Source organism: Natronococcus sp., from assembly GCF_047921035.1.
GTDB lineage: Archaea > Halobacteriota > Halobacteria > Halobacteriales > Natrialbaceae > Natronococcus.
This window is the reverse complement of sequence record NZ_JBLRWX010000004.1, coordinates 69,974-83,296: the sequence shown is the minus strand read 5'-3', so window position 1 is coordinate 83,296 and position 13,323 is coordinate 69,974. Positions and strand designations below refer to the sequence as shown.

General features: G+C 66.0%; 16 protein-coding genes and 1 pseudogene. 10 read left to right on the top strand and 7 right to left on the bottom strand.

Annotated features, from left to right (window positions below):
• Positions 1–251: pseudogene (locus ACNA7R_RS02055) on the bottom strand (hypothetical protein); the annotation flags it as partial.
• A gap of 29 nt (positions 252–280) precedes the next feature.
• On the bottom strand, positions 281–664 hold the full coding sequence (locus ACNA7R_RS02050) for a DUF5802 family protein (RefSeq protein ID WP_416281873.1): 384 nt from the start codon (positions 662–664) through the stop codon (positions 281–283).
• Between the two features lie 389 nt (positions 665–1,053).
• On the opposite strand from ACNA7R_RS02050, the gene ACNA7R_RS02045 reads away from it, so the two are divergent.
• The 6 genes from ACNA7R_RS02045 to ACNA7R_RS02020 all read left to right on the top strand — a co-directional run bounded on the left by ACNA7R_RS02045 (position 1,054) and on the right by ACNA7R_RS02020 (position 5,526).
• Positions 1,054–1,662, top strand: coding sequence for a hypothetical protein (locus ACNA7R_RS02045; RefSeq protein ID WP_416281872.1), 609 nt, complete (start codon positions 1,054–1,056; stop codon positions 1,660–1,662).
• A 74-nt stretch (positions 1,663–1,736) separates the two neighbouring features.
• Complete coding sequence (locus ACNA7R_RS02040; RefSeq protein WP_416281871.1) at positions 1,737–2,405, top strand: ArsR/SmtB family transcription factor; 669 nt, start codon at positions 1,737–1,739, stop codon at positions 2,403–2,405.
• Positions 2,406–2,746: 341 nt separating this feature from the next.
• Positions 2,747–3,565 carry a TrmB family transcriptional regulator gene (locus ACNA7R_RS02035; RefSeq protein ID WP_416281870.1) on the top strand — a complete coding sequence of 273 codons (819 nt, stop codon included), beginning with the start codon at positions 2,747–2,749 and terminating at the stop codon, positions 3,563–3,565.
• Between the two features lie 174 nt (positions 3,566–3,739).
• Positions 3,740–4,132 (top strand): hypothetical protein, encoded by a 393-nt coding sequence (locus ACNA7R_RS02030; protein WP_416281869.1) that lies wholly within the window; start codon positions 3,740–3,742, stop codon positions 4,130–4,132.
• A gap of 186 nt (positions 4,133–4,318) precedes the next feature.
• Positions 4,319–5,110 (top strand): TrmB family transcriptional regulator, encoded by a 792-nt coding sequence (locus ACNA7R_RS02025; protein ID WP_416281868.1) that lies wholly within the window; start codon positions 4,319–4,321, stop codon positions 5,108–5,110.
• 113 nt (positions 5,111–5,223) lie between these two features.
• Positions 5,224–5,526, top strand: a complete 303-nt coding sequence (locus ACNA7R_RS02020; RefSeq protein ID WP_416281867.1) for a HalOD1 output domain-containing protein — start codon at positions 5,224–5,226, stop codon at positions 5,524–5,526.
• Between the two features lie 79 nt (positions 5,527–5,605).
• On the opposite strand, the gene ACNA7R_RS02015 is transcribed toward ACNA7R_RS02020, so the two are convergent.
• On the bottom strand, positions 5,606–6,166 hold the full coding sequence (locus tag ACNA7R_RS02015; RefSeq protein WP_416281866.1) for a DUF456 domain-containing protein: 561 nt from the start codon (positions 6,164–6,166) through the stop codon (positions 5,606–5,608).
• An 85-nt stretch (positions 6,167–6,251) separates the two neighbouring features.
• On the opposite strand from ACNA7R_RS02015, the gene ACNA7R_RS02010 reads away from it, so the two are divergent.
• From ACNA7R_RS02010 to ACNA7R_RS02000, 3 genes are read left to right on the top strand one after another with little or no spacing between them, the layout of a single operon-like run.
• Positions 6,252–6,449, top strand: a complete 198-nt coding sequence (locus tag ACNA7R_RS02010; RefSeq protein WP_416281865.1) for a hypothetical protein — start codon at positions 6,252–6,254, stop codon at positions 6,447–6,449.
• A gap of 55 nt (positions 6,450–6,504) precedes the next feature.
• Entirely contained in the window at positions 6,505–7,755 is a 1,251-nt protein-coding gene (gatD, locus tag ACNA7R_RS02005) for a Glu-tRNA(Gln) amidotransferase subunit GatD (RefSeq protein WP_416281864.1), read from the top strand.
• 1 nt (position 7,756) lies between these two features.
• Positions 7,757–8,659 (top strand): GNAT family N-acetyltransferase, encoded by a 903-nt coding sequence (locus tag ACNA7R_RS02000; RefSeq protein ID WP_416281863.1) that lies wholly within the window; start codon positions 7,757–7,759, stop codon positions 8,657–8,659.
• Between the two features lie 536 nt (positions 8,660–9,195).
• On the opposite strand, the gene ACNA7R_RS01995 is transcribed toward ACNA7R_RS02000, so the two are convergent.
• The 4 genes from ACNA7R_RS01995 to ACNA7R_RS01980 are packed head-to-tail and all read right to left on the bottom strand — an operon-like array spanning position 9,196 to position 12,236.
• On the bottom strand, positions 9,196–9,504 hold the full coding sequence (locus ACNA7R_RS01995; RefSeq protein ID WP_416281862.1) for a hypothetical protein: 309 nt from the start codon (positions 9,502–9,504) through the stop codon (positions 9,196–9,198).
• A complete protein-coding gene (locus ACNA7R_RS01990; protein WP_416281861.1) occupies positions 9,504–9,782 on the bottom strand; it encodes a ubiquitin-like small modifier protein 1 in 279 nt (92 codons plus the stop codon). Before ACNA7R_RS01990 ends, ACNA7R_RS01995 begins: the two co-directional genes overlap by 1 nt.
• Positions 9,783–9,813: 31 nt before the next feature.
• Positions 9,814–10,962: a TrkA C-terminal domain-containing protein gene (locus ACNA7R_RS01985; RefSeq protein ID WP_416281860.1), complete on the bottom strand. Its 1,149-nt coding sequence runs from the start codon at positions 10,960–10,962 to the stop codon at positions 9,814–9,816.
• Positions 10,959–12,236 carry a potassium transporter TrkA gene (locus ACNA7R_RS01980; RefSeq protein ID WP_416281859.1) on the bottom strand — a complete coding sequence of 426 codons (1,278 nt, stop codon included), beginning with the start codon at positions 12,234–12,236 and terminating at the stop codon, positions 10,959–10,961. The genes ACNA7R_RS01985 and ACNA7R_RS01980 overlap by 4 nt, the downstream gene beginning before the upstream one ends.
• A 90-nt stretch (positions 12,237–12,326) precedes the next feature.
• Between ACNA7R_RS01980 and ACNA7R_RS01975 the strand changes: the two genes are divergently transcribed.
• Positions 12,327–13,316 (top strand): patatin-like phospholipase family protein, encoded by a 990-nt coding sequence (locus ACNA7R_RS01975; RefSeq protein ID WP_416281858.1) that lies wholly within the window; start codon positions 12,327–12,329, stop codon positions 13,314–13,316.
• Positions 13,317–13,323: the final 7 nt, after the last annotated feature.

Sequence of the window (13,323 nt, the reverse complement as noted above, 5' to 3'; positions counted from 1 at the left end):
CCCCGAAGGTCGACCCGTCGGCGGACGGCCGGTCCGGCGTCGTCGGCCTCGATCCGCTCGAGTTCGCCCTCGAGCTGGGCGATGCGGTCCTCGAGTCGGTTCTGTCGTTCTTCGGCCTCCTGACGGGCCGTCACCGCCTCGGATCGGCGCTCCGATTCGGCCTCGTAGCGCTCCCGCAGGCGCTCGGTTTCCTCCTCGAGTTCGTCGATGCGCGCCTTCAGGGGGGCGCGGCCGAGCAACTCGTCGAGCATCTGACCGAACACGCGAAGCCGGAGTACTTTTAGGTTCCGGCGCCGGGGTAGGCGTCCGTGTCGGGGCCGGACGGCTCCCAGCCGGCGAAGGAAAGCAGCTGTTCGGCCCGCTCGCGGCGTGCGAGCAACACCTCGCGCAGCGAGGGCGGGCTCCGAACGTCGGTATCCTCGAGCATCGACTGGGGGAGGGCGAGGGTGTTCGTCGGGACCGCCGAATCGCCGTGGACCGGGAAGTGCTGGGACTCGAGTTTCATCACCAGCGGGGCGTCGAGCCGTTCGACGCCCTCGCCGGTCGTGTACACTTCCTCGTTGAGCCGTTCGTGCTGTTCGTCGTGTATGAGGGCGTGTTGCCGGTCGGTCGGAGTCACGTAGAGGCGACCGAGGTAGTAGCTTCCGGAGAACACTTCGAACATGCCACTAGGTACCACGGACCGAGGCGGTATAACTTTTCTGCGAGCTGTCCCACCGTGCTCACAGCGCAATCGTCGATCGATCGTTGCAGGCGATCGGGCGGTCCGTCGCGCGACCACAACAGTTCATAACGCCGATGATAAACGTGACGAAAACGGGGGCTGACCGCGGTAACGCTCGACTGATCGGCGGATAAACGGTTTGAACGATCCGGCCGGAATCGGATCGTTTCGAACCGTCGGCGCCGGGGCACTCGAGACGTACGACCGCTGCAACGTGGCGGCTAAAGCGAGTGTAAACCCTCCAGCTCTTCCGAACGGCGCGGTCGGGCGCGTAAACGGTTCCGAACGAAGGCCCGACTTTTTAGGCCGGTCGACGGTCCAACACGGTAATGAACTCCACCCGGTCGGCCGCCCTCCTCGCCGCGGTCCTCCTCGTCGGGCTGACGGTCGCCCCCGTCGCCAGCGGGACCTTCGCGAGCGTCGGCGCCGACGATCGGTCGGACGAACAGAACGACGAGCGACACGGCTCGGAGATCGAACGAGGCGTCACCACGTTCATGCACTCGAGCGCGACCGACACCTCGAGCACGGTCGAATCCGAGATGTTCGAAGCGAGGTACGAAGCCGCCGACGACGACACCCGGGAACGGCTCGTCGACGAACGAGCCGACAGCCTGGCCGCACAGTTCGAGAGCCTCGAGCACGAGCGCGATCAGCTCCGCGAGGGCGGTGACGAACTCTCGACGCCGCAGTACCAGGCCCGGATGACCCGGCTGACCGTCGAGATCGTGGCCCTGGAACGGGCGATCGAGCAGACCAAGCCGTTCGCCGCCGACAACGGAGTCGGCGTCGACCGCCTCGAGAGCCTCGAGGACGACGTCGCCGACCTCGGCGGCGAGCAGATCGCGGCCGTCGCGACGGAGCTGCTGGGCTTCGAGGGCTACCTCGAGGGCCAGCCGTCCGAGGAGGACGGCGGGAACGACGCCTCGAGCGAGTAGCGGCGAGCGGCGTGCGAAGCGCCCCCCACCGAGAAGACACGCTTTTCAGCGACGGCACCTAACCCATCGTACGAATGGACTCCGCCGCCCTGTTGGACCTCCTCGGGAACGAAAACCGGAGACGGATCCTCCGACTGCTCGCGCGAAAACCCTGCTACGTGACCGAGATCTCGGAGTACCTCGGCGTGAGTCCCAAGGCGGTGATCGAACACCTGCGCAAACTCGAGGAGGCCGGCCTGATCGAGAGCCGGATCGACGACCAGCGCCGGAAGTACTTCCACATCGCTCGCAACCTCCGCCTCGAGGTGAGCCTCTCGCCGTACGGCTACGTGAGCAAGAGCGCCTACCCGGCGAACAGCAGCTTCGACATCGCGACCTGCCGACACCTCGAGATCGACGTCTCCTGGGAGGACACCGACAACTTAGAGGAGCTGCTGGCGACCCTAGAGCAACTCGAGCAGCTCGAGAACGAGCTGTCGCTGGCCCAGCGGTGGGTCCAACGCCACGTCTGTGACGTGCTCGATCACATCTCCGAGACGGTCGGCACCGGGCCCGAGAGCCGGATCTACGCCGACGTCCTCGCGAGCATTCGCTCCGAGCCCAAATCGGTCTCCGAGCTGGGCGAGGACGTCGATGCGCCCCGCGAGGTCGTCGCCGAAATCCTCGAGCTGATGGCCGACGAGGGGATGGTCCGGCGGACGAGACGCGGGTGGGAACTCGTCTCCGAGCCCGAAGAATCGTAGCGTACGGGCGGGCAGTAGTGCGCTTCTTCGTTCAACAACTCACGGACACTCTCCGTCCCATGGAGGTGATCGATCTCACCGATAGCCGTATCACCGAGTACGGTTGTTCGAAGCCCCAGCTGTCGTCGGAAGGTAGAATCTGGCGAGCCCGCCGTGGTTGGGCCAGAACGGACTCGCCAGCAGTACATACCGAGCGCCGCCGTAAGTAGCTTGTGTGATTATCTGAGTGAAACGGTCTTCGGATGATCCTCGCCCCTATGCGTACTCGCTACTTCACGAATCCTTTTTCCCTCCACACACGCTATTGACCACGTTCGGAAATCCGAATTTGTGGTTGGGCCATGACACAGGATACAGCTATAACAGACGCTATCGATCTGCTGCAAGACCTCGGACTCCAAGAGTACGAAGCACGGTGTTTTGTGGCGTTGAACCAGCTTCCCAGTGGGACGGCAAAGGAGATACACGAAATTTCCGACGTTCCGCGAACACGGGTCTACGACGCCATTCGCGTGCTCGAGTCGGAAGGATTAGTCGAAGTACAGCATTCGAGTCCGCAAGTGTATCGGGCTGTCGAAATCAGCGAAGCAACACAGACACTTCAGCAGAAGTATACCGACCGCATCAGGTCGCTCGAGACGTCCCTCGAGAACACCGAAGTTCGGAACAACGACGAGGACACCGATCACGTTCAGGAAGTGTGGTCGTTAGCCGGCCACGACGCGATCGAATCACGGACGCTCGAACTCATCGACGAAGCGGAGTCCGAAATCGCGTTTCTCGTCGTCGACGAGGATATCCTGTCCGAGCGGCTGTTCGACAAATTACATACGGCCGCAGAACAGGAGCTATCGATCGTTCTCGGCGGACAGACGGAAGCGATTACGGAGAGCCTCGGGACGGAACTTCCCAATATTCGCGTGTTTGGAACCGCCCTCGACTGGCTCACTGGAACGGAGAGCGAAGATGAAGTCGCAATCAGTCGGATACTGCTCGTCGATCGCGAGACGCTCTTGATCGGCTCGTACTATCCGAAAGCAGGCGGTGGCAGGACAAAAGAGCAGGCTATTTTCGCCAGAGGCCTCGAAAACGGGATCGTCGTGCTCCTCCGTCGATTGCTGACGTCAGGATTGTCCGTCGAAAACGATCCACGTGAATAATCTTCTTGCAGGGAATCGGTTCTCTCCGCTACCGAAGGTGTAGAGAGGTAACTAGTAGCGCGACTGACTGGGTATGTATTAGTCGCGGAATTAATCTGATTCAAACCGAAATTAGTCAGTACAGGATTCGTTCGTCGTTTAGAACGGGCTTCCTCAATGGGTGTGAGATTGTGGGTGAACGAGGAGTTCTTCTGGAGAGACGACCAACGCACAAGGGAAGTGATTAGATTGATGACACAGATCACACAATCCATTTCGACCGAGAACGCACTCGAAATCGTCGCGAATTCGGAACGTCGATCAGTACTTACCCGGCTGAGAGATAGCGAGAACAACGTCGTGACGCTGAATAAGCTCGTTGATCACATCACATCGGAGAATCCGCCCCCGGAGCCAGCCGGGGTAGGGCGTAGCGAACAAATCGTTCTCAAGTTGGAGCACACCCACCTCCCGAAACTGGCAGACATCGGTCTCATCGAATACGACGACCGAACGGACACAGTTCGCTACCACCCGGACGAACGCGTCGAGAAACTCCACCAGTTCGTTACGACCGAACTCGAGTGAGGCGAGTGAAACAGGTCACAAAATCGGCGCCGAACCGAAGGGAGAGACGGAAAATCTCACTGATGGATTACCCGAACGGTGTTCTTCTGAAACGGATACGGCTTCGTTATCCGCCCCGACTGACCCTGGCCGTAGTGCTGGCGGTCTCGAGTGGGCTTTATCCGTTCATCTCCCATACCACCACACATGGTATCGTTTGACGAGGAGCAGGCCGAAGCCGAGGCTCTCGACCGATTACAGGATCTCGGGTTGTCCCAGTACGAAGCCCAGACGCTGATCAACCTCCTTCGGCTCGGGACGGGAACCACACAGGACATTGCCCGCGTCAACGGCGTGCCGCGCACTCGCGTGTACGAAGCGACCGATCGGCTCCACGAACTGGGCTTCATTGACATCCAGCACACGACACCGCGGAAATTCACGGTGATCTCGGAGGAGACTATCATCCGGACGCTCAACGTGAGACGGGAAAACACGATCACCGAACTCGCGGAGTGTCTGGAGGTGATCGGGCCGGCCCAACCGCAACGCGAACAGTTCGGCGTCTGGACGGTGACCGGTCGGGAGGCGGTCGCGTCTCGTGTCGACGAGTTTCTCGCCGATGCAGACGAGCAAATCGTCTACATGACCGTCGATGAACTACTCACCGACGAGCATCTCGATCGGCTTCAGGCCGCCGCTGACCGCGGGGTAGACATCTATCTCGCGGGAATTTCGGACGATGTTCAAGAACAGATTCAGGAGACGGTACCGTCGGCCAAGCTGTTCGAAACCCTGTGGGAGTGGGGAGATACGCCCGCCGGGAACCTGTTGATCACCGACGAAGAGACGGCACTCGTGAGTGCTCTCGTGAACGGTTCCGGCGGCGGTGACGGAATCGAAGAAACCGCAATCTGGGGCGCGGGCGCCCGAAATAGCCTCGTCGTCGTCCTCCAGGCGATCTTCACGTGGCGACTCGACGGAGAGCGAGCAACGTGAACCGCCTCGGGGTCAAGCCCCGAGGCACTCGGCCTGCTCCGCCTGTAGATACACATCGGCGTTCACCCGAAAAATCACAGCATACTTATAAGGGTTGTGAGCATAGCCCGGCCATGAGTGAAGACACCCGAGCGGGCGACGAGCGCAGGTCCGATTCGACTACCCCTCACTTCCAAAGAGCGTACGATTGGTCGACCACGTCACCGAGCATCGCCGCCGTCACCGCTCTCGCAACCGTTATCGGAGTCGAGCCGACCAAACTCGACAGCACCTTACACGAGTACGTTGACCCGGAAGCACTCGACGCGCTCGTCCGACATCGACAGTCCGAACGGGTCACCGTCTCCTTCGCTACTGACCGCTACCGAATTTGGTTCGACGGTGACGAGCTGAGTGTCCGCTCTCACGATCGGTAATCGCGTATCGGTACGATAGGCGGTCTAACAGACTCTGGTAGACGTTTCAGTAGTGGCGAACCGAGGATGAGGTAGTCACTCACTCGAGGTCCTGAAACAGCCCGTTCCGGAGGTCCCGTCCGAAGTAGTAGCCGACGAGGCAGGCGACAAGGCCGGCGCTCACGCCGACGGCCAGTACGGCCCGCCCCGAGCCGGCGACCGCGAGCACCGCGTTGCTCACCACCGCGGCGATTCCGCCGACCGAGGCGCCGGCCGCGGCCGTCTCGAGGTAACGCCGCTTCGACGTCGCGAGCCCGATGGCGAACGCGACGGCGAACATGCCGACGATCTGGCCGGCGATCGGGATCACCAGTTCCCCCGCGAAGAAGCCGGCGCCGAGCGCGACGACGAGCGCGAGAAAGGCCGTGGGGGAGAACGCCCCCTCGAGCGAGGGGCGGGGGAGCGACGGCAGCCGCGACCGCAGGGAGGTCCGTTCCGCCGACTCCGTGTCCGTCGACACCGAGGCGGACGCTTCCGTGCTCGAGTCCCCGTCGACCCCCGCGTTCGAGCCGGAGAGCAGCCGCTCCGTCTCCTCGAGGAGTTCGTCGGTCGAGCGCTCCCCGCCTTCTCTCTCGACGAACTCGTCCGAACGGTCGCCCATACGCGAGTGCAAGCGTCCCGACACCATGGACTTTTCCCACGTTCGACGGGCGTTCTTTTTACCCTCCCCGACGTACCGGGTGACAGTGACTACCGAGCTGATCGTCTTCGGGGTGATCTCGATCGCCCTCGGGGGAGGGTTGCTGTACGCCGGCCGTCACCTCTACCCGAAACTCGATCTCACCCGCGACGCCTTGAGTACCGTCCGCCTGCTGACGGCGGTTATCGCCGGCGTGTTGCTCCTGATGGGCGTCGGACTCGTCGTCGTCGGCCTCGTCACGTAGCGCGACTCGAGGCCGAAAGCGTGCCTTCAAGTCCGGCGCCGCGCAACGGAGGCGTATGAATCCAGGCGACCGCGTTCGCGTCGATCGCGCGGACCGCAGCTACGAGGGGGTCCTGTTGCCCTCCAGTACGGACGAGCAGCTCGTGGTGAAACTCGAGGGCGGCTACAACGTCGGGATCGACCGCGAAGACGCCGCGGTCGACGTCCTCGAGGAGGACGTCTACGAGATCGACGGCTCGAGCGCCGACGAGGACGAGGGCGGCTCGGCGGTCGAGTTCGACGAGGAGCTACCGACGATCGCGCTGATCTCGACCGGTGGGACGATCGCCTCGACGGTCGACTACCGCACCGGCGCGGTGACGGCGCAGTTCGACGCCGAGGACGTCCTGCGGGCGGTGCCCGATCTCGCGGGCCGGGCGAACTACAGGGGGAGAGTCGTCGCCAACATCCTCTCGGAGAACATGGAACCGCCGATCTGGCAGGACCTCGCTCGCGCGGTCCGCGAGGAGATCGAGGCGGGTGCCGACGGCGTCGTCGTCATGCACGGCACCGACACGATGCAGTACTCCGCCTCCGCGCTCGCCTTCATGCTCGAGACGCCGGTGCCGATCGTCTTTACCGGCAGCCAGCGCTCGGCGGATCGGCCGTCCTCCGATAACGTGATGAACGCCGTCTGCGCCGTCGAGGCCGCCAAGAACGACTGCGCGGAGGTCATGGTCTGTATGCACGCCTCCGAGAGCGACGACGTCTGCGCGCTCCACCGAGGGACTCGAGTGCGGAAGAACCACACCTCGCGCCGGGACGCCTTCGAGACGGTCGGCGCAGAGCCGCTGGGTGAGGTCGACTACGAGACGGAGGACGTTACCTTCAGACGCGAGCATCAGGAACGAGGAGAGACGGACCTCGCGCTCGCCGAGGACCTCGAGGAAGACGTCGAACTGCTGAAGTTCACGCCGGGAATGGATCCCGCCTTCCTCGACGTCCTCGAGGGAAGCGAGGGCGTCGTCCTCGAGGGGACCGGGCTCGGCCACGTCCACACCGACCTCATCCCCCGCATCGAGGCGCTGATCGAGGACGGCACCACGGTCGTCATGACCAGCCAGTGCCTGGAGGGGCGGGTCTGTGACCGCGTGTACGACACGGGTCGAGACCTGCTCGAGGCCGGCGTGATCGAGGCTGGCGACACCCTCCCCGGAACGGCGAAAGTCAAGTTGATGTGGGCCCTTGCGAACGCCGACTCGGTCCCGGAGGCGATGGAGACGTCGCTGGCCGGCGAACTGCAGGAGCGATCGACCCCCTGGGAGTGAGATGTCGGTCGGAATCACCATTCGCCGGGCGACCCACGACGATTACGAGGGCGTCACGGCCTTTACCGAGGACCTCTGGGCCGATCGAGGCGGCGACTACATCCCCGAGATCTACCACGACTGGCTCGAGGACGACGGCGAGCGAAAGAAGACGTTCCTGGCCGACGCCGGCGACGAGGTCGCCGGAATCGTTCAGGCCGTGATGGTCTCTCCCGACGAGGCCTGGTTCCAGGGGATGCGGGTCAACCCCGCCTACCAGCGACAGGGGCTGAGCGGTCGGCTCAACGAGGCCTGCTTCGAGTGGGCCCGCGAGCAGGGGGCGACCGTCGGCCGCATCATGATCTTCTCGTGGAACGCGGCCTCCCTCGGAGCAGCACGAACGGGCGGGTTCGAGCCGCTGACCGAGTTTCGCTTCGCCCACCCCGAGCCCGATTCGGACGCCTCGGGTCCGGACCGAGTCTCGAGCGACCCCGCGGCTGCCTGGCGCTACTGGACCCACAGCGACGCCCGCGATCACCTGCAGGGACTCGGCTTCGCGCCCGAGGAGTCGTGGGCGGTGCGCGAACTCACACGGGCGGACTTCGAGCGCCTCGCCGACGAGACGGCCGTGTTCGCGGTCGAACGGGAATCGGGGCTCGCCGGGGCCTCCTACCGCGTCCGAACGTACGACCGCGAGGGCGACGACGGCGAAACCGAAACGTGGGCCGAGTACGGCGTCGGCGCCTGGGACGACGTCGACGCGGCCCGGTCGCTGTTCGGCGCGATCGCCCGGGACGCCGCCGACCTCGACGCGGATCGGACCCGCGTGCTGATCCCCGAGACAGCCGCGTTCGTCAGCGACGCCTCCTACGCGGGCGCGGAGATCTCCGAGGAGCCGGACTTCGTGCTCGGGATCGGGCTCTGATACGGACTATTGTAGTTCTTTACCGGTGATCGCTGTCCCCGCCCGAGCGATCACCGGTAGAACGCTACAACAATCCGTATGAGACGGTCTACCGTGAGTCGTCACTGGTGTAACCGCGACCGCCCTGCGGGTGCACCGGTAAATCGTTACCAGTAGTTGATAGTACGATCTCGTTATTCAGAGGTATCCGCGAAACTCGCGTTCAGTACAGGTGAACGACGTATCACTTCGGTCCGACCACTCTTTCTGCGGAGGCGCGCGCTGTCGACCGCCTGAGCGCGAGCGAGGGCGGTCGATAACATTGTGCGAGGGATGAGCGAACGAGTGCAGCGAGTGAGCGAATCGGTTGGGGAGGACGTGGCAATCCCGTATATTCGTGTGAGCAGAACCTGCTACTCGTCAGTATCACTCGAAAGCCCCTGGCCCGCTGGAGGGACTGCGGCTCGCTGCGCGCTTTCCTCGCTTCGCTCAGTCCAGTGCTTACTTCGCCTCGCACCTCCAGCGGGCCAGCCCCTTTCAGTCCCACCCGACGGTGATTAGCCGGGGCTGCAGACTCGAGGCCGGACGGTCCATACGCAGACGTAGAGGTCGCCGTCGCTATCGGGACAAAACGCCGAGCCGATCGATCCGTGGGCGTCGGGTCCGTCGACGGCGAGCCACGTCCGGTGGCCGTCGGCCGCGAGTCGCTCGAGCCGGTAGGCGACCTCCCTGGCGACGAGGTCGACGTCGTCGGCGAGCGCGTGGCCGTCGACGGTCGACTCGAGTTCGCGGTGGGAGGGAAGCCACAGCTCCTCGACGTAGCGACGGACGGCCGCCTCGTCGGGCCGAAGGCGCTGGAACTCCATCACCCGCCGCTGACGGGCGGGAACAGCGCCAGCTCGTCGCCGGCCTCGAGTTCGGTCTCGAGGCCCTCCTCCTCGACCAGGACGTTCGTCCCGTTTCGCAACACGTTGATCTGGGAGCGAAGCTCGCCGTCCTCGAGCACGCGGTCCTCGAGTTCGGGGCGTCCCTCGAGGAGCTCCTCGAGGGCGTCGCCGACGGTGTCCCCGGCGTCGGCCTCGACCGCGACGTGTTTGTCGCCCGCTCGTTCGGCGAGATCCGCGAACAGCTTCCACTCGGTCATGAATGGCGCTATCCGTGCCGACGGCAAGTAGCTACCGCTCCGGGAGCCGACGCAGGGCCTCCGGGCGACCGAGGACGTACGCGACGTCGCCGGCCGCGAGACGGTCCCCGTCCCCGGGCAGTGCGACGGCGCCGTCGTCCCGGTCGATCGCGAGCACGAGCGAGGGAAGCGAGTCGATCGGGGCTCCCTCGAGGGGGCCGCCGGCGTCGACGGTGACCGCGGTGACGGTCTCGTCGGCCGCCCGGAGCGCGGAGACGAACTCCCGCTCGACGTCCGGCGTTCCCGGAAGCGTGACGAGCCGGCGGTCGGCGTCGGCCTCGAGCGACCGGACGTCCTCGACGTCGACCGCGACGGTCGCCACGTCGTCGGCGGTGCCGCGCAGCTCGCCGTCGGCGACGCGACGGTAGGTCTCCCCCTCGCGGGTCCAGATCCCGACCGCGTCGCCCGGACTGGCGTCGGCCGCGGGGTCGGCGCGGATCGCGACGGCGACGCTGCCGGGCGCCAGCGTCGGGCCGATCCCCGCCGGGCGGCTGCCCAGCGCGAGGAACTCGATCTCGCCGTCGGCCGTGAGATCGACGTCGACGTGGCCGACTCCGTAGTCGCGCTCGAGGCGCGCGGTGAGCCGGTCGCGCAGCCCGTCGACGGTGAGCCGTCGCGGGAGGAAAAACGTCTGCCCGGCGAGGTCGGCTTTCGTCGCCGGATCGACGGGGTCGTAGCCGTCGACGTCCGCGATCGTCTCCGGCAGCTCCACCGCGGTCACGCGGCCCGCCGAGCGGACGAGCTGTCCCACGTCGTCGATCGTCCGCGGCGCGGCGACCGCGAAGACGTCCCGGGCGACGCGGTCGCCGAGGCGGCGACCGCCGTCGGCAGCGATCGCGCTCGCGACGAACACGACGACCGTGTAGACCGCGGTCTCGGTCTCGAGCAGCGGCGACGTTCCGATGATCGCGTCCTGCAGGGCCGTCTTCGTGTTCAGCCAGACCGCGACCGCCGTCAGGCCGACCAGGATCCCGACTCCCTCGGCCAGCTCGTCCGCGCTGTACCAGCGAAACGTCAGCGCCGCGGTCGCCGCCGTCCCGGCCGCGAGAACGCTGAACCCGAGGATTCGGACGAGGGCGTCGAGCAGCGCGTCGGCGACCGGCTCGGTTCCGGCGGCCAGCGCGACGGCCGGCTCGATCACGCGCGATCACCTCCTGGTCGGTCGGCACCCGGGGGCTCGCTCGGCTCCCGCTCGTCGCCGCCGAGTGCGCTCACCGCCGGTTCCGGTCCGGCGACGAACGCCTCCTCGCCCGGCTCGAGCGAGCGATCGACGTCGGGGGCGAACCGCCACCGCTGCCCGCGGTCGTCGCTCCCCCGGCCCTGGCTCCGGACCGCGAGCACCCGTACGTCCGACGACTCGGGGAGTTCGACCGGAGCGACGAGGCGGCGAACCGCGTAGCCGGCTCGTTTGAGCAGCGTGAACGCCGTGAAGTCGCGGTTCGTCCCGCGCGATCCGACGACCAGTCGCGGCGTCTCCGCCTCGAGCAGCGCTCGCACGTCCGTCTCGTCGACGGCGACGGTCACCCGGCCGGTTCCGCCCGCGCTCGCGCTCGTGGTCCCGGACCCTACGGCGGCGGGTTCGGCCTCGTCCTCGCCGGCGGGTTCGGCCTCGTCTCGGTCCGAGTCGGTCCCTCGCTCGTCCGTCTCGCGCTCGTCGTCTCGGTCGGTCCTGACGCTCAGAACCGTCCCCGCGATCGATCGCGCGTCGCTCCGAACGGTCACCTCGTCGCCTCGAGCCAGCCCGGTCGGGACCAGCGCGGCGACCGACACCGCGCGCTGTCCGTCGGGGACGCGCCGCGAGAGGCCGCCGGCGGGCGGCGCCGCGGTGATCGACGCCCGTGCCCGCTCGTCGAGCGAGACGGCGACGTCCGCGAGGTCGTGTTCGGTTCGTAGCCGCTCCTCGAGTCGGACCTCGAGCTCCGAGAGCGGGAGGTCGGCCGGGAGCCGCCAGGAGGACTCCTTGATCGTCGTCCGGAGCGACGAGGGCAGCGGCGGGTAGCCCTCCACGTCGCGGATCTCGCCGGTCGGGCGGATCGTGACCCGGCCGGCCGTACCCACGAACTCGATCACGTCGGCCGAGAGGGTGCGCTGGCGGAGCTGGGTGAGCGAGAGCCGTTTCGGTAGCTCGGCCCCGAGTTTGTCGCCCTGATTGTGGGCGTACAGCGCGAGCATCAATACGACCAGCACCGCGACCAGCAGACGGGGCGACTGGGCGATGGTCGGTTCGACGAGGCCGAGCAGGCCGCCCTGGACGCTGGCGATCGACAGCGCCAGGACGAGAACGCCGAACCCGGGCAGCGAGACCCCGGTGACGTACCGGACGAGGAATCCGAGGGCGCCCGAGACGAACGCGGGCACGATCCCGGTCAGGAGTCCGAGATAGAGCCCGAGCAGTACTTCGACGGGAAGCGCCATTACCGGCCGATGGGTCGGAACCGGTAAACAGGTACCGGCTGCAGCCCGAACGAACTTGGTGTGCGGTCGGAAACGAATCCAGCAGCTACGATGAGTTCCGATCCACAGTGCGTCGCGATCGCGTGCCAGGGCGGCGGCAGTCACACCGCGTTTACCGCCGGCGTGCTCTCCCGGCTGCTCGAGGACGAGGCGCTGGCCGACGGCGTCGAGATCGTCGGTTTCAGCGGGACCTCCGGCGGGGCCGTCTGCGCACTGCTCGCGTGGTACGGCCACCAGCACCCCGATCACGAGCCCCGCCAGCTACTGGCCGACTACTGGGCGGATATGGCCGCCCGCGGGCCGATCGACCGGCTGGCCAACGAGACGGTCCGCTGGACCGGCCGACTCCAGCGCATGGGCGTCCCCACCCCCGAGGTCAGCCCCTACCAGTCCCCCGCCGCGCTCTGGGGTCGCCGGGAGTTTCTCGACCTGCTCGAGCGTCACGTCGACTTCGGGGCGATTCCCGAACTCCTGGACGGGAGCGAGCCGGCACTGTTGATCAGCGCCGCCAACGTGCTCTCGGGCGAGTTCAAGCTCTTCCGCGAGGACGAGGTTTCGGCGGAGGCGGTGCTGGCGTCGGCCGCCATCCCCTACGTCTTCCCGGCCGAGGAGGTCGACGGCGAGTACTACTGGGACGGCCTGTTCTCGAAGAACCCGCCGATCAAGGACTTCGTGAGCAACCGGGAGACGCCCGATCCCGACGAGATCTGGGTCATCAAGATCAACCCACAGGAACGACCCCGCGTCCCGAAATCCCAGGAGGGGATCGCCGACCGTCGGAACGAACTCTCGGGCAACAAGTCACTGAACAGCGAGGTGAGCTTCGTCGAGCAGCTCAACGACTGGATCGAGGCGGGCTACCTCCCCGAGACGTTCACCCACACCGAGGTCGAACGGCTCCGCTTTCGCCGGCCCGACCTGGGCTGGCGGACGAAACTCGACCGAAGTCCGGAGTTCCTCGAGGAGCTGTTCGCCGACGGCGAGGAGGCCGCAGCGGAGTTCCTCGCCGATCGGAACCCGACCGCGAACGGAGAGGTTTAATCGGCCA

What these genes read in the sequence shown, in the direction of transcription:
- ACNA7R_RS02050 (WP_416281873.1), bottom strand. Translation starts at nt 664, where the DNA reads ATGTTCGAAGTGTTCTCCGGAAGCTACTACCTCGGTCGCCTCTACGTG.
- ACNA7R_RS02045 (WP_416281872.1), top strand. Translation starts at nt 1,054, where the DNA reads ATGAACTCCACCCGGTCGGCCGCCCTCCTCGCCGCGGTCCTCCTCGTC.
- ACNA7R_RS02040 (WP_416281871.1), top strand. Translation starts at nt 1,737, where the DNA reads ATGGACTCCGCCGCCCTGTTGGACCTCCTCGGGAACGAAAACCGGAGA.
- ACNA7R_RS02035 (WP_416281870.1), top strand. Translation starts at nt 2,747, where the DNA reads ATGACACAGGATACAGCTATAACAGACGCTATCGATCTGCTGCAAGAC.
- ACNA7R_RS02025 (WP_416281868.1), top strand. Translation starts at nt 4,319, where the DNA reads ATGGTATCGTTTGACGAGGAGCAGGCCGAAGCCGAGGCTCTCGACCGA.
- ACNA7R_RS02020 (WP_416281867.1), top strand. Translation starts at nt 5,224, where the DNA reads ATGAGTGAAGACACCCGAGCGGGCGACGAGCGCAGGTCCGATTCGACT.
- ACNA7R_RS02015 (WP_416281866.1), bottom strand. Translation starts at nt 6,166, where the DNA reads ATGGGCGACCGTTCGGACGAGTTCGTCGAGAGAGAAGGCGGGGAGCGC.
- gatD (WP_416281864.1), top strand. Translation starts at nt 6,505, where the DNA reads ATGAATCCAGGCGACCGCGTTCGCGTCGATCGCGCGGACCGCAGCTAC.
- ACNA7R_RS02000 (WP_416281863.1), top strand. Translation starts at nt 7,757, where the DNA reads ATGTCGGTCGGAATCACCATTCGCCGGGCGACCCACGACGATTACGAG.
- ACNA7R_RS01995 (WP_416281862.1), bottom strand. Translation starts at nt 9,504, where the DNA reads ATGGAGTTCCAGCGCCTTCGGCCCGACGAGGCGGCCGTCCGTCGCTAC.
- ACNA7R_RS01990 (WP_416281861.1), bottom strand. Translation starts at nt 9,782, where the DNA reads ATGACCGAGTGGAAGCTGTTCGCGGATCTCGCCGAACGAGCGGGCGAC.
- ACNA7R_RS01980 (WP_416281859.1), bottom strand. Translation starts at nt 12,236, where the DNA reads ATGGCGCTTCCCGTCGAAGTACTGCTCGGGCTCTATCTCGGACTCCTG.
- ACNA7R_RS01975 (WP_416281858.1), top strand. Translation starts at nt 12,327, where the DNA reads ATGAGTTCCGATCCACAGTGCGTCGCGATCGCGTGCCAGGGCGGCGGC.